Raw genomic sequence first — 13,026 nt, forward strand, 5'->3', positions numbered from 1 at the left:
ATCGGTGGTGATCAGACCCTACAAGCCGGGCCCGACATCGGCCCCGCAGTTGCCACAACGCACGGGGCCCACCTCGATGATTCCCTTGCGCGGGGTTTTCCACCCGCGCAAGGGGACCGGTCCGAGGATTGGTTCAGCCGCCGGAGAGGACCCTGACCAGGTCTTCTGCGGTACGGCATCGGTCCAGGAGTTCCTTGACGTGATTTCGCGTTCCGCGTAGGGGCTCCAGGGTCGGTACCCGCTGGAGGGAGTCGCGGCCGGGCAGGTCGAAGATCACCGAGTCCCAGGAGGCGGCCGCGACGTCGTCCGCGTACTGCTCCAGGCAGCGGCCGCGGAAGTAGGCGCGGGTGTCCTCGGGAGGCTCGGTCCTGGCCCGCTCGACCTCCGCCTCGTCCAGGAGCCGTTTGATGCGTCCGCGGGCCACCAGACGGTTGTAGAGGCCCTTCTCGGCCCGTACGTCCGCGTACTGGAGGTCGAGGAGGTGCAGTTTGGCGGCGTCCCAGTCGAGGCCGTCCCGGCGGCGGTAGCCCTCCATGAGTTCGCGCTTGGCGACCCAGTCGAGTTCGCCGGCCAGGCTCATGGGGTCGTGTTCGAGCCGGTTGAGGGTGTCCTCCCAACGGGTGAGGACGTCCTTGGTCTGGTCGTCGGCGTCGGCGCCGTAGCGCTCCTCCACGTATTTGCGCGAGAGCTCGTAGTACTCCATCTGGAGCTGGACCGCGGTGAGTGTGCGGCCGCTGCGGAGGGTGACCAGTCGCTTGAGGGTGGGGTCGTGGGAGACCTGGTGGAGGGTGCGTACGGGCTGGTCGACGGCGAGGTCGACGGCGATGAAGCCGTCTTCGATCATGGACAGGACCAGGGCGGTCGTGCCCAGTTTCAGGTAGGTCGAGATCTCGGAGAGGTTGGCGTCGCCGATGATCACGTGCAGGCGGCGGTACTTCTCGGCGTCGGCGTGGGGTTCGTCGCGGGTGTTGATGATGGGCCGTTTGAGGGTGGTCTCCAGGCCGACCTCGACCTCGAAGTAGTCGGCGCGCTGGCTGAGCTGGAAGCCGTGTTCGTGGCCGTCCTGGCCGATGCCGACGCGGCCGGCTCCGGCGAAGACCTGGCGGGAGACGAAGAAGGGGGTGAGGTGGCGCACGATGTCGGAGAAGGGGGTTTCCCGCTTCATCAGGTAGTTCTCGTGCGTGCCGTAGGAGGCGCCCTTGTTGTCGGTGTTGTTCTTGTAGAGGTGGATGGGCTGGGCGCCGGGGAGCTGGGCGGCGCGTTCGGCGGCTTCGGCCATGATCCGTTCGCCGGCTTTGTCCCAGAGGACGGCGTCGCGGGGGTTGGTGACCTCGGGTGCGCTGTATTCGGGGTGGGCGTGGTCGACGTAGAGGCGGGCGCCGTTGGTGAGGATCACGTTGGCGAGGCCGATGTCCTCGTCGGTGAGCTGGCTGGAGTCGGCGGCTTCGCGGGCGAGGTCGAATCCTCGGGCGTCCCGTAGCGGGTTCTCCTCCTCGAAGTCCCAGCGGGCCCGGCGGGCCCGGTGCATCGCCGCGGCGTAGGCGTTGACGATCTGGGACGAGGTGAGCATGGCATTGGCGTTGGGGTGGCCGGGGACGGAGATGCCGTACTCCGTCTCGATGCCCATTACTCGCCGTACGGTCATGCGGCCCTCCTTGCCCGGCGGCACCCTCGGTCGTGGGCGCCGCTCAAGTACCGGTGGTGCTCCGGTCGTGTGCGGTGCCCGTCCCCGCACTGCGCGATCCGGCGGTACGGAAGAGCCTAGAACGGCTTTGCGCTGGTGGGGAGATCATTTGCGTCATTGCCTTGTTGCTGCTGTGGCCGGAAAAACAGTTGGCTGCGGGTGCCCGTGGTGGGCACCCGCAGCCGCCCTGGTTTTACAGGTACTGTCCGGTGTTTGCCACGGTGTCGATGGAGCGTCCGGTGTCCGCGCCCTGCTTTCCGGTGATGAGGGTGCGGATGTAGACGATCCGTTCGCCCTTCTTGCCGGAGATTCGGGCCCAGTCGTCGGGGTTGGTGGTGTTGGGGAGGTCTTCGTTCTCCTTGAACTCGTCCACGCATGCCTGGAGGAGGTGGGAGACGCGGAGGCCCTTCTGGTTGTGGTCGAGGAAGTCCTTGATCGCCATTTTCTTGGCGCGGCCGACGATGTTTTCGATCATGGCGCCGGAATTGAAGTCCTTGAAGTAGAGGACTTCCTTGTCGCCGTTGGCGTAGGTGACTTCCAGGAAGCGGTTTTCCTCGGATTCGGCGTACATGTGTTCCACTGCCGTCTGGATCATGCTCTGGACGGTGGTGGCCTTGCTGCCGCCGTGCTCGCCGAGGTCGTCGGAGTGCAGCGGGAGGCGCTCGGTGAGGTACTTGCCGAAGATGTCCTTGGCCGCTTCGGCGTCCGGACGTTCGATCTTGATCTTCACGTCGAGGCGGCCGGGGCGCAGGATGGCGGGGTCGATCATGTCCTCGCGGTTGGAGGCGCCGATGACGACCACGTTCTCCAGGCCCTCGACGCCGTCGATCTCGGCGAGCAGCTGGGGGACGATGGTGTTCTCCACGTCCGAGCTGACGCCGGAGCCGCGGGTGCGGAAGAGGGATTCCATCTCGTCGAAGAAGACGATGACGGGGGTGCCCTCGCTGGCCTTCTCGCGGGCTCGCTGGAAGACGAGGCGGATCTGGCGTTCGGTTTCTCCGACGTACTTGTTGAGGAGCTCGGGTCCCTTGATGTTGAGGAAGAAGCTCTTGCCGGCGGCCGCGCCGGTGACTTCGGCGACCTTTTTGGCCAGTGAGTTGGCGACGGCCTTGGCGATGAGCGTCTTGCCGCATCCGGGGGGTCCGTAGAGGAGGACGCCCTTGGGCGGGCGCAGCTCGTGCTCCTTGAACAGGTCCGGGTAGAGGTAGGGGAGCTCTACGGCGTCGCGGATGGCTTCGATCTGGTTGCCGAGGCCGCCGATCTGCTCGTAGCCGATGTCGGGGACTTCTTCGAGGACGAGTTCTTCGACCTCGCTCTTGGGCACGACTTCGTAGACGTAGCCGGAGCGGGGTTCGAGCAGGAGGGCGTCGCCGGGGCGGATGGTGACGTCCAGCAGCGGCTCGGCGAGCCGCACCACCCGTTCCTCGTCGGTGTGCCCGAGGACCAGGGCGCGTTCGCCGTCCTCGAGGATCTCCTTGAGGGTGACGATGTCTCCGACCCGCTCGTACTCCATGGCTTCGACCACGTTGAGCGCTTCGTTGAGCATCACTTCCTGGCCGCGCCTGAGCTCGTCGAGCTCGACGCCGGGGCTGACGTTCACGCGGAGTTTGCGGCCTCCGGTGAAGATGTCGGCGGTGCCGTCCTCGTTCGCCGTGAGGAAGACTCCGAAGCCGGCCGGTGGCTGGGCGAGCCGGTCGACTTCCTCCTTGAGGGCCACGATCTGGTCGCGGGCCTCACGGAGTGTGTTGGCGAGTCGTTCGTTCTGGGCGGAGACGCCGGCCAGGTTGGTCTGGAGCTCGACGATCCGCTCTTCGAGAATCCTCGTGTGCCGCGGAGAGTCGGCGAGCTTGCGCCGCAGGACGGCGATCTCCTGCTCAAGGTAGGCAATCTGCCCGACGGGGTCGTCGGACCCTCGTCCCGGGCGGATGCCGCGGTTCATGTCGTCGTCGTGGGCTGCCACGGTCCTCACCTCCTCCAAGGGGAGCTGGACGCTTCCAGACCCTACCTGGGTGGGTGTCGATTGAAACCCCTAGATCACAAAGACTGTCGGGGTGTGTCCGATCTTCACCCTTGCGCTCTCCCTCACGCCAGGGGAATACCCACCGAACATGATTGGAAAGCGGACGGAGGTAGGGTCGAAGTGTTCAACACCCGTCAGGGTCCGCATCGTTCCCGCGGCTCTGTGTAGTAAACGGTCAGGAGAGATGACGTGCAGCAGGTGGCCGGTGTCGACGGTGAGGCTCTGGAGGTCTGGATCGACCAGGATCTCTGTACCGGTGACGGCATCTGTGCCCAGTACGCGCCCGAGGTGTTCGAGCTGGACATCGACGGTCTGGCCTATGTGAAGGGTGTCGACGAGGAGCTGTTGCAGGAGCCGGGTGCGACGGTTCCGGTGCCGTTGCCGCTGCTGGTGGATGTGGTGGACTCGGCGCGGGAGTGTCCGGGTGACTGCATTCATGTGCGTCGGGTTTCGGACAGGGTCGAGGTGTACGGCCCGGACGCGGAGTGACCGCACGGAGACGCTCTGTGATGAGTGTCTGGTTTCTCACAGGCGCGGTGGCCTGATTCAGCTGCCGTCGGCTTCGGCGGATGTCGAGCGGATGAACACGCCGTTCTTCCACTGCCACTTCACGCTCTCGGTGACGTCGGGGCAGCAACTGGGTATGTCGGTCGACGAGTAGCCGAGGACCGTGGCGTGCACGGCCGCGTCGGCGATGGTGAGGCCGCTGACGGTGAAGCGGTCCTTGGGGGCGACGAGGGTGGCGACGACACGGGCGTGCTGGTCGCCTGCGGCCTGGGTGAGGACGTAGAGGGCGTCGGGCGGGGTGCCCATGCCGGCGTCGCAGTGGACGGTGGCGACGGTCTCGGGGCGGCCGTCGCCGTCGAGGTCTCCGCTCGCCTTGCGCTGGACGACGGCGGTGACGGGGCCGCAGTCGAGGGGGAAGTCGACGCCGGTGGTGGCCGGTGGCGGAGCGCTCGTGGGGACGCTGGTGGGGGCGCCCGTGGGGTCGGCGCCGGGGCTCTGGGCGGCGGTCGCGGGGTGGGGTTGCAGGAGTGAGGTGAGGGCGACGACGCCGGCGACGGCGGTCGCGGTGGCGACCCAGTGGATCGGCCGGGTGTGGTCGGGTGCCAGTTCCGGGACGACGGATTGTTGCAGCACTGGGTGCGTCTCCTGCGAGGACTGTGCCGGGGTGGGGTGGCCAGCATCGTGCCACACGTCACAGTGCGGGGGAACGGCGGGGTGGGGGGTTTCCGCGGGCCGACGTCGGCCGGTGGTGGGTGGGCAACGCAAGGGCGCCGTGGTCGAGTTCCGGGGTGTGGTGCGGGAACTCGGCCACGGCGCGGTGTTGTTGGGGCGGGCCGCCTCGAGGTGCTCGAGGTGTCAGCGGCCGGCGGCGCCTCCGTCGGCGTTGGGGCCGGCGTAGTCCTCGCCGTAGGCGCCCTTGGCGGGGCGGCGGCGGCGCATGGGCGGCTCGACGCCGTCGGCGAGGCGGCGGGCGGTGAGCAGGAAGCCGGTGTGGCCGATCATCCGGTGGTCCGGGCGGACGGCGAGGCCCTCGATGTGCCAGTTGCGGATCATCGTCTCCCAGGCGGTCGGCTCGTTGAAGCAGCCGATCTCGCGGATGGACTCGACGGTCCGGGCGAGCTGGGTGGTGGTGGCGACGTAGCAGCACAGGATGCCGCCGGGGACGAGGGCCTTGGAGACGGCCTCGAGGCATTCCCAGGGGGCGAGCATGTCGAGGATGACGCGGTCGACGTCGGTGTCGCTCAGGTTGTCCTGGAGGTCGCCGACGGTGAGCTGCCAGGCGGGGTGGGGTCCGCCGAAGTAGCGCTCGACGTTCTGCCGGGCGATGTCGGCGAAGTCCTCGCGGCGCTCGTAGGAGTGCAGCATGCCCTGGTCGCCGATGGCGCGCAGCAGGAAGCTGCTGAGCGAGCCGGAGCCGACGCCCGCTTCCACGACGCGTGCGCCGGAGAAGATGTCGGCGAAGGCGAGGATCTGCCCCGCGTCCTTGGGGTAGACCACGGCGGCGCCGCGGGGCATGGACAGGACGTAGTCGGGGAGCAGGGGGCGCAGCGCGAGGTAGGCGACGTTACCGGTGGTGCGGACAACGCTGCCCTCGGGTGAGCCGATCAGTTCGTCGTGCGGGAAGGAACCCTTGTGGGTGTGGAAGTTCTTCCCGGCTTCGAGCGTGAACGTGTAGTGGCGGCCCTTGGGGTCGGTCAGCTGAACCTGGTCCCCGACCTTGAAGGGCCCGCGCCTGCGGGCGGCACCGGTCGGTTCGGACATGTGACCAGCCTACCGGTCCCGGGAGGGGCCGCCGACCATGCGGGCGGTGTGACGGGGGGCTGTGGGGCGGGTCTCAGCTGGGGCGGGCCATGGCTTTGACGAAGGCGCGCTCGACGTCGGCGGCGGACAGGACGCCGTAGATCTCTCCGGTGTCCTCGACGACGAGGTATTCGGTGGCGGGGGTGGCGCGCAGGACGTCGAGGAGTTCTTCGCCGGAGAGTTCGGCGGAGACGCGCATGCCGTCGGTGAGGTCCTGGGCGAGGCCGCTGACGGCGACCCAGGGGCGGCGGTGCTCGGGTACGCCGACGATGGCGGCTTCGCGGACGAGGGAGAGGGGTTCGCCGGCGGCGTCGACGACGACGAGGGCGCGGGCGCCTGCGGCGTTGGCGCGGCGGAGGGCCTCGGAGAGGGGGGTGGTGGTCTCGACGGGGACGGCGCGGCGGGTGAGGTTGCGGGCGCGCAGTTCGGGGAGGTGTTCGCGCAGGCGTGCCATGCGCAGGCTGTTGCCGGCTCCGGTCCAGATGATGGCGGCGAGGATGGCGGCGAGGAGGGCGTCGAAGACGGTGTCCATGCCGACGCTGTCCTCGGCGGTGGAGCCGAGGGCGCCGGACTGGGTGAGCAGGGGCAGGCCGATGAGGACGGAGACGGCGAGGGCGCGGCCGACCCAGGCGGCGGCGACGGTGCCGCTCATGGCGCGGCCGGTGATTTTCCAGACGACGGCGCGGAGCATGCGGCCGCCGTCGAGGGGGAGGCCGGGCAGGAGGTTGAAGACGGCGACGATGAGGTTGGAGATCATCAGTCCGGCGAGGAGGACGCCGGGGACGGTGCCGGGCTGGACGGGTCGCATGGCGAGGTAGAAGAGGCCGGCGAGGATCAGGGAGAGCAGGGGGCCGACGAAGGCGAGGACGAATTCGCGGCCGGGGGTCTCGGCTTCCTTCTCGATCTCGGAGACGCCGCCGAAGAACTGGAGCTGGATGCGGCGGACGGGGAGTTTGAAGCGGAGGGCGGCGACGGTGTGGGCGAGTTCGTGGACGAGTACGGAGGCGTAGAAGGCGACGGCGAAGAAGAGGGAGACGAGGTAGCGGGCGGCGCCGAGTTCGGGCAGGACGCGGTCGAGTTGGTTGCCGAAGACCCAGGTGATCAGGGCGGCGACGAGGAACCAGCTGGGGGCGACGTAGACGGGTACGCCGAAGGGGCGTCCCATGAGGAGTCCGCCGCGGGGTTCGGGGGCGCGTCGGGGTGGCCGGTTGTTGCCGGTGGGTGAGTGGGCGAGGGTGCGCCGGCCGGGGGTGTCCGGGGTGTCGTGGTGGGTGCCGGTGGGGGGTGTGGGCGCGCCGGGTGCGGGGGTGGGCGCTTCGGGTCCGGTGGGGTCGGACGGGGTGGGGCCGGTGTCCGTGGGGGTGTCGGGGGCGGGGGCGTCGGGGGTGGGGTGGGTGCCGGGGCCGGTGGGTTCGGGTCCGGTGGGCCGGTCGCGTGGGGTGGGGTCCGGGTGTGCGGAGTCGCCTGCCGGGGCCGGGTGGCCAGGGTGGCGCTCGGCCGGTTCGTCGTTGCCCGACCGCGGCTGCCCGCTCCCGCCGCTCTCGTCCACGATGTCCCCTCGTTCGAAGCGTCTTCCGCGCCTGCCGGACGGAAGGTCTGTGGTCGATGGTATGCGGCCGTGGTGACGCGTTCGGCCCCGGCACCCCCTGTGTTTGCCCGGTCGCCCGTCGCTGCGGCTCTGGCGGTGGCTGGGTCGTTGTCGGTGGCTGGCCGTATGGTCTGGGCATGGAGACGAGTGCGCAGGGCGCCGGGCCGTCCGACGGCGGTGGTACGGCAGGGCAGGACCCGCAGGCCGGGGTGGTGGGGGCGTCGGTGCCCGGGGCGCGGCCGCCCGCGTCGTTGTCTCCGTCGCGTGCGAGTGACTTCATGCAGTGTCCGTTGTTGTACCGGTTCCGGGTGATCGACCGGTTGCCGGAGCGGCCGAGTGAGGCGGCGACGCGGGGGACGCTGGTGCACGCGGTGCTCGAGCGGTTGTTCGACGCGCCGGCCGTGGAGCGGACGGCGCCGCGGGCGAGGTCGTTGGTGCCGGGTCAGTGGGAGCGGTTGCGGGAGAGCCGTCCCGAGGTGGTGGAGCTGTTCGCGGACGATCCGGGGGGCGAGCGGCTGGCGCGCTGGCTGGGTGAGGCGGAGCGGCTGGTGGAGCGCTGGTTCACGTTGGAGGATCCGACGCGGCTGGAGCCGGCCGAGCGGGAGTTGTTCGTCGAGGCGGAGCTGGAGTCGGGGCTGACGCTGCGCGGGATCATCGACCGGGTGGATGTGGCGCCCACGGGTGAGGTGCGCATCGTGGACTACAAGACGGGCAAGGCGCCGCGGCCGGAGTATGCCGAGGGTGCGTTGTTCCAGATGAAGTTCTACGCGCTGGTGGTGTGGCGGCTGAAGGGGGTGCTGCCGAGGCGGTTGCAGCTGGTGTATCTCGGCAGCGGTGATGTGGTCGCCTACGATCCGGTGCCCGCGGATCTGGAGCGGGTGGAGCGCAAGCTGCTGGCGCTGTGGGAGGCGATCCGGCTGGCGACGGAGACGGGTGAGTGGCGGCCGCGGCCGACGAAGTTGTGCGGTTGGTGCGATCACCAGGCGCATTGTCCGGAGTTCGGGGGTACGCCTCCGCCGTATCCGCTGCCGGTGAGGGCGGAGGCGTCCGGGGACGGGGAGCAGGGCAGAATGGGGCCGGACTAGCGAAGGAGATCTACGTGGCCATCCGCGTCCTACTGGTCGACGACCAGCCGCTGCTGCGTACGGGCTTCCGGATGATTCTGGAGGCGGAACAGGACATCGCGGTGGTCGGCGAGGCGGGCGACGGTCTGCAGGCGCTCGATCAGGTGCGGGCCCTGCAGCCTGATGTGGTGTTGATGGACATCCGTATGCCGCGGATGGACGGTGTGGAGGCGACGCGGCAGATCACGGGTCCGGGGCGGGACGGTCCGGCGAAGGTGCTGGTGCTGACGACGTTCGATCTGGACGAGTACGTGGTGGAGGCGTTGCGGGCGGGGGCCAGCGGGTTTCTGCTGAAGGACGCGCCGGCGAACGAGTTGCTGCAGGCGATCCGGGTGGTGGCGGGTGGTGAGGCGATGCTCGCGCCGAGCATCACGCGGCGGTTGCTGGACAAGTACGCCACGCATCTGCCGTCCGGGGACGAGCCGGTGCCGAACACGCTGCACACGTTGACGGACCGTGAGGTCGAGGTGCTGAAGCTGGTGGCGCGGGGGTTGTCGAACGCGGAGATCGCGGCGGATCTGTTCGTGAGTGAGACGACGGTCAAGACGCATGTCGGTCACGTGCTGACGAAGCTGGGGCTGCGTGACCGGGTGCAGGCCGCGGTGTACGCGTACGAGAGCGGGTTGGTGCGTCCCGGCGCGCAGTAGGGGCGGTCCGTCGGGCCGTGTGAGGTACGGGTGGAAGGGCGCCCCCTGCTCGGGGGCGCCCTTTCGTCGTGTGCGGTCGGTGCTCGCCGATGTCGGCGTCGGGGGTCGGCGGGGCGGGGGCCGTGTCCGGGGCCGGTGGGGCCAAAACGCCGGTGGCCGGTCCTGCCGTGGGGGCAGGACCGGCCACTGGTTGCGCGGGTCCACGTGCTGATGACGTGTCGTTGCTCGTCCGCCTCCCGCGGCCGGTCAGGGCCTGGGGTTCGCGGGGGTGGGTGTCAGCTGCTCGCGCCTCGGCCGAGCTCCCACAGCTGGACCGTCGAGGAGGAGTTCAGGGCGTACGCGGTGCCCGTGACGTCGTCGCGGGCGACGACGTACTGCTTGCCCTGCCAGAGCGGCAGCACCGGGACGTCCCGGGCCACGATGTCCTGGATGTCGTTCAGGCTGGAGGCGGCGGTGAGCCGGTCGGCCTGGCGGCGGGACTGCGGGATCAGGTCGTTGATGATCTGGCTGTTGGAGTACGGCGACTTGAGGAAGTTGTCCTTGTCGAGGAACGGCGCGAGGAAGTTGTCCGCGTCGGGGAAGTCGGGGAACCAACCCATGCCGTAGACGTCGTACTGGCCCTTGCGCTCGGCCGGGACGTACTTGTCCCAGGTGGTGCCCTTGATCTCGACCTTGAAGAGGCCGCTGTTGTTCAGCTGCTTCTGTATGACCTCGAACTCCTGCTTGGTGACCGCGCCGTAGTGGTCGGTCGTGTAGTTCAGGGTCAGGTTCACCGGGGTGGTGATGCCGGCCTTGCTCAGCAGGGAGGCGGCCTTGGTGGCGCTCGGGTCGCCGTACTTGTTGAAGAACGCGTTGGAGTGTCCGGTGACGCTGGCCGGGACCAGGGAGTACAGCGACTCGGCCTGGGAACCGTAGACCTTGGAGACGATCTCGCTGCGGTTGATGACCTGGGCCATCGCCTCGCGGACGGCCTTGTCCTTCACCGACGAGGCGTCGGTGTTGAAGCCGAGGTAGCGGATCTCGAGTCCGGGCAGTTCCACGACGTCGATGTCGCCGCCGGCGTTGATGTACTTCTTGACCTGCGCCGGGGTCAGACCACGGGAGACGAGGTCGACGTCGCCCTTGTCGAGCGCGGCGCCGAGGGCGTCGGAGTCCTCGTAGGAGACCATCTCGGCCTTGTCGTTGTTCACCTTGAGCGACCCCTTGTAGTTGGGGTTCTTGGTGAAGACGGCCTTGACCATCTTGTCGCCCTGGACCTCGGCCTTGAGGGTGTAGGGGCCGGAGCCGTCCACCTCGAAGCCGTCGCGCAGCTTGTCCTTCTGGTAGTCGTCGGGGTTCACGATGCCCGCGACCGGGGTGGACAGCTTGAACGGGAAGGTCGCGTCGGCGGTCTTCAGGTGGAAGATCACCTGGTCGTCGCCCTGCGTCTCGACGGTGTCGATGGTCGACAGCAGCGCGAAGACGCCCGAGTCGGACTTGATGGCGCGGGCGCGGTCGATGGAGTACTTCACATCGGCCGCGGTGATGGCGTCGCCGTTGGAGAACTTCAGGTCGCTGCGGAGCTTGCAGGCGTACCGCTCGTTGCCAGCGTCGGTGAAGCTGCAGCTCTCGGCGGCCTCGGGCACCGGGTCGCCGTCGCCCTTGGGCTGGACCATCAGCGTCTGCACGGTCTGGCGCAGGACGTTCCAGGTGCCGACGTCGTAGGCGTAGGCCGGGTCGAGCGGCGCGGGCGCGTCCTTCGTCGCGGTGAAACTGTCCGTGGTGCCGACGACGATGGAGTCGCCGCCGCTGCTCCCGCTGTCGGACCCGCCGCAGGCGGCGAGCACGGGCGCGATGAGACCGATCACGGCCGGCAGCACCAAAGTCTTGCGGTTCATGCTCGGGTTTCTCCAGCTGTTCAAGTCCGTGCACCCGGCATGCAGGGGTGTTGCGACGGGTCACGGGGGTAGGCCGATGTTTCGCGATGAGATTAGTCCGGACCGGCGGGACGGTTCACAGCCGGAGGACGCGCGGCTCCATCACGGAGTGAAACCGGGCGCGGACACACCGAAAACCCGACAGTGGAAGGATTGGTGCACGATCTCATCAATCGGGACACAAAGCCGCTTCGGCGCTCGGGAAAGCGGGGCGGCCTGCACATGCCACCCTGCCTGTCGACCCCGTTCGGGGTGGCGAATGTCACATGGCCGACTGTTCGGGGTGGGGTAGGGATGCGTGCCCGGCCGCGCGCTGGTCGTCGGCCGGTCTCCCGGGGCGTCGTGGGGGTGTTTCCGTCCGGATCACGGGTCCGGCGGTGGGGCCGGCGCGCCGGGTGACGGGGTCAGACCGTGTGGGTCACCAGGCCGCGCAGAAAGGCCAGGTCGACTTCTTCGAGGGAGCGCACCACGGTGCGGCGGGCGGCGGGAGCGATGGGGGCGACGGACGGTACGGCCACGACGTGGCAGCCCGCGGCCTCGGCGGCCGCGACGCCGGTCGCGGTGTCCTCGACGACCGCGCAGCGGGCGGGGTCCACGCCGAGGCCCGCGGCGGCGAGGAGATAGGGGTCGGGGTGGGGCTTGGTGCGGACCACCTCGTCGCCGGCGACGCTCAGGGCGAAGTGCTGGGGGCCGAGCGAGGTCAGGACGCGGTCGATGATGCGTCGGTGCGAGGCGGAGACCAGGGCGGTGGGGATCTCGTACTCGGACAGTTCGGCCAGCAGCCGGGCGGCGCCGGGCATGAGCGGCAGGGCCTGGGCGATCCGGGCCTCGAACCCGGTGTTCAGCAGGAGTGTGAGCTCGGCGAGGGCGATGTCGGCGCCGGTGGCCTCGATGAGGAACCCCGCGCTGCGGGTCATCGGGCCGCCCACGACGACATGGCGCCAGGAGTCGTCGAGGATGTGACCGAGGCCGGCGAAGACCTCGACCTCGACGTCCCACCAGAAGCCCTCGGTGTCCACGAGGGTGCCGTCCATGTCCAGGAGCACCGCCTGGAGGGCTGATCCTTCGGCCGTTCGGGTTCCGAGTGCGGGGACCGTGCTGGTCATCCACGTACCTCCTTGAAGGGACGACCAGGCCGGTTCCCTCACGGGGAACCGGCCTGGAGTGGACCGACCAGTGTACGACTTGTCCGATCAATGTGCGTCGCGGTGTTCACCGCCGGGCGCGCCGTGGGTTTTCCCGCCCGGGCGTCGCAGTTCGCCGGGGTAGGCCGCCGCAGGTCAGCGGGCGTTGAAGTACGTCGCCTCCGGGTGGTGGATGACGATGGCGTCGGTGGACTGCTCGGGGTGGAGCTGGAACTCCTCCGAGAGGTGGACGCCGATCCGCTCCGGCTGGAGGAGGTCGGCGATCTTGGCGCGGTCCTCCAGGTCGGGGCAGGCGCCGTAGCCGAGCGAGAAGCGGGCGCCCCGGTACTTCAGGGCGAACATGTCCTCGACCCGGTCCGGGTCCTCCCCGGCGAAGCCCAGCTCGGAGCGGACGCGGGCGTGCCAGTACTCGGCGAGCGCCTCGGCGAGCTGCACGGACAGGCCGTGCAGTTCGAGGTAGTCGCGGTAGGAGTCGGCGGCGAACAGCTTGGCCGTCTCCTCGCCGATCCGGGAGCCGACGGTGACGACCTGGAGTCCGACGACGTCGGTCTCCCCCGACTCCTCCGGGCGGAAGTAGTCCGCCAGGCACAGTCGG

At 69.2% G+C, this 13,026-nt stretch carries 11 protein-coding genes; 3 read left to right on the forward strand and 8 right to left on the reverse strand.

Features of this window, described 5'->3' with window-relative positions:
* Positions 1-133: 133 nt before the first annotated feature.
* Together dop and arc are read right to left on the reverse strand one after the other, a co-directional pair.
* Positions 134-1,645 carry a depupylase/deamidase Dop gene (dop, locus tag ACWC24_RS37490; RefSeq protein WP_450667384.1) on the reverse strand — a complete coding sequence of 504 codons (1,512 nt, stop codon included), beginning with the start codon at positions 1,643-1,645 and terminating at the stop codon, positions 134-136.
* A gap of 232 nt (positions 1,646-1,877) precedes the next feature.
* Entirely contained in the window at positions 1,878-3,644 is a 1,767-nt protein-coding gene (gene arc / locus ACWC24_RS37495) for a proteasome ATPase (RefSeq protein ID WP_450667385.1), read from the reverse strand.
* Positions 3,645-3,893: 249 nt separating this feature from the next.
* Here arc and ACWC24_RS37500 point away from each other — a divergent pair, with 249 nt between their 5' ends.
* Positions 3,894-4,193 carry a ferredoxin gene (locus tag ACWC24_RS37500; protein ID WP_450667386.1) on the forward strand — a complete coding sequence of 100 codons (300 nt, stop codon included), beginning with the start codon at positions 3,894-3,896 and terminating at the stop codon, positions 4,191-4,193.
* A 57-nt stretch (positions 4,194-4,250) separates the two neighbouring features.
* On the opposite strand, the gene ACWC24_RS37505 is transcribed toward ACWC24_RS37500, so the two are convergent.
* The 3 genes from ACWC24_RS37505 to ACWC24_RS37515 form a co-directional block, all read right to left on the reverse strand.
* Positions 4,251-4,841 (reverse strand): hypothetical protein, encoded by a 591-nt coding sequence (locus tag ACWC24_RS37505; protein WP_450667393.1) that lies wholly within the window; start codon positions 4,839-4,841, stop codon positions 4,251-4,253.
* A gap of 225 nt (positions 4,842-5,066) precedes the next feature.
* Entirely contained in the window at positions 5,067-5,972 is a 906-nt protein-coding gene (locus ACWC24_RS37510) for a tRNA (adenine-N1)-methyltransferase (protein WP_351602679.1), read from the reverse strand.
* 73 nt (positions 5,973-6,045) lie between these two features.
* Positions 6,046-7,560 (reverse strand): site-2 protease family protein, encoded by a 1,515-nt coding sequence (locus ACWC24_RS37515; protein WP_450667387.1) that lies wholly within the window; start codon positions 7,558-7,560, stop codon positions 6,046-6,048.
* A 176-nt stretch (positions 7,561-7,736) separates the two neighbouring features.
* On the opposite strand from ACWC24_RS37515, the gene ACWC24_RS37520 reads away from it, so the two are divergent.
* Together ACWC24_RS37520 and ACWC24_RS37525 are read left to right on the forward strand one after the other, a co-directional pair.
* Positions 7,737-8,684 carry a RecB family exonuclease gene (locus ACWC24_RS37520; protein WP_450667388.1) on the forward strand — a complete coding sequence of 316 codons (948 nt, stop codon included), beginning with the start codon at positions 7,737-7,739 and terminating at the stop codon, positions 8,682-8,684.
* 14 nt (positions 8,685-8,698) lie between these two features.
* Positions 8,699-9,370, forward strand: a complete 672-nt coding sequence (locus tag ACWC24_RS37525) for a response regulator (protein WP_450667389.1) — start codon at positions 8,699-8,701, stop codon at positions 9,368-9,370.
* A 275-nt stretch (positions 9,371-9,645) separates the two neighbouring features.
* Here the strand turns inward: ACWC24_RS37525 and ACWC24_RS37530 are convergent, their stop codons facing one another.
* The 3 genes from ACWC24_RS37530 to ACWC24_RS37540 form a co-directional block, all read right to left on the reverse strand.
* On the reverse strand, positions 9,646-11,247 hold the full coding sequence (locus ACWC24_RS37530) for an ABC transporter substrate-binding protein (protein WP_450667390.1): 1,602 nt from the start codon (positions 11,245-11,247) through the stop codon (positions 9,646-9,648).
* A gap of 443 nt (positions 11,248-11,690) precedes the next feature.
* The gene (locus tag ACWC24_RS37535; protein ID WP_450667391.1) at positions 11,691-12,392 is read right to left on the reverse strand and encodes an HAD family hydrolase; all 702 of its coding nucleotides are present in this window, start codon (positions 12,390-12,392) and stop codon (positions 11,691-11,693) included.
* Between the two features lie 174 nt (positions 12,393-12,566).
* A partial coding sequence (locus tag ACWC24_RS37540) for a vitamin B12 dependent-methionine synthase activation domain-containing protein (protein WP_450667392.1) occupies positions 12,567-13,026 on the reverse strand: 460 nt, incomplete at its 5' end.

The sequence above is a fragment of the Streptomyces sp. NPDC001443 genome (assembly GCF_053597355.1).

What these genes read in the sequence shown, in the direction of transcription:
- dop (WP_450667384.1), bottom strand. Translation starts at nt 1,645, where the DNA reads ATGACCGTACGGCGAGTAATGGGCATCGAGACGGAGTACGGCATCTCC.
- ACWC24_RS37510 (WP_351602679.1), bottom strand. Translation starts at nt 5,972, where the DNA reads ATGTCCGAACCGACCGGTGCCGCCCGCAGGCGCGGGCCCTTCAAGGTC.
- ACWC24_RS37520 (WP_450667388.1), top strand. Translation starts at nt 7,737, where the DNA reads ATGGAGACGAGTGCGCAGGGCGCCGGGCCGTCCGACGGCGGTGGTACG.
- ACWC24_RS37530 (WP_450667390.1), bottom strand. Translation starts at nt 11,247, where the DNA reads ATGAACCGCAAGACTTTGGTGCTGCCGGCCGTGATCGGTCTCATCGCG.
- ACWC24_RS37535 (WP_450667391.1), bottom strand. Translation starts at nt 12,392, where the DNA reads ATGACCAGCACGGTCCCCGCACTCGGAACCCGAACGGCCGAAGGATCA.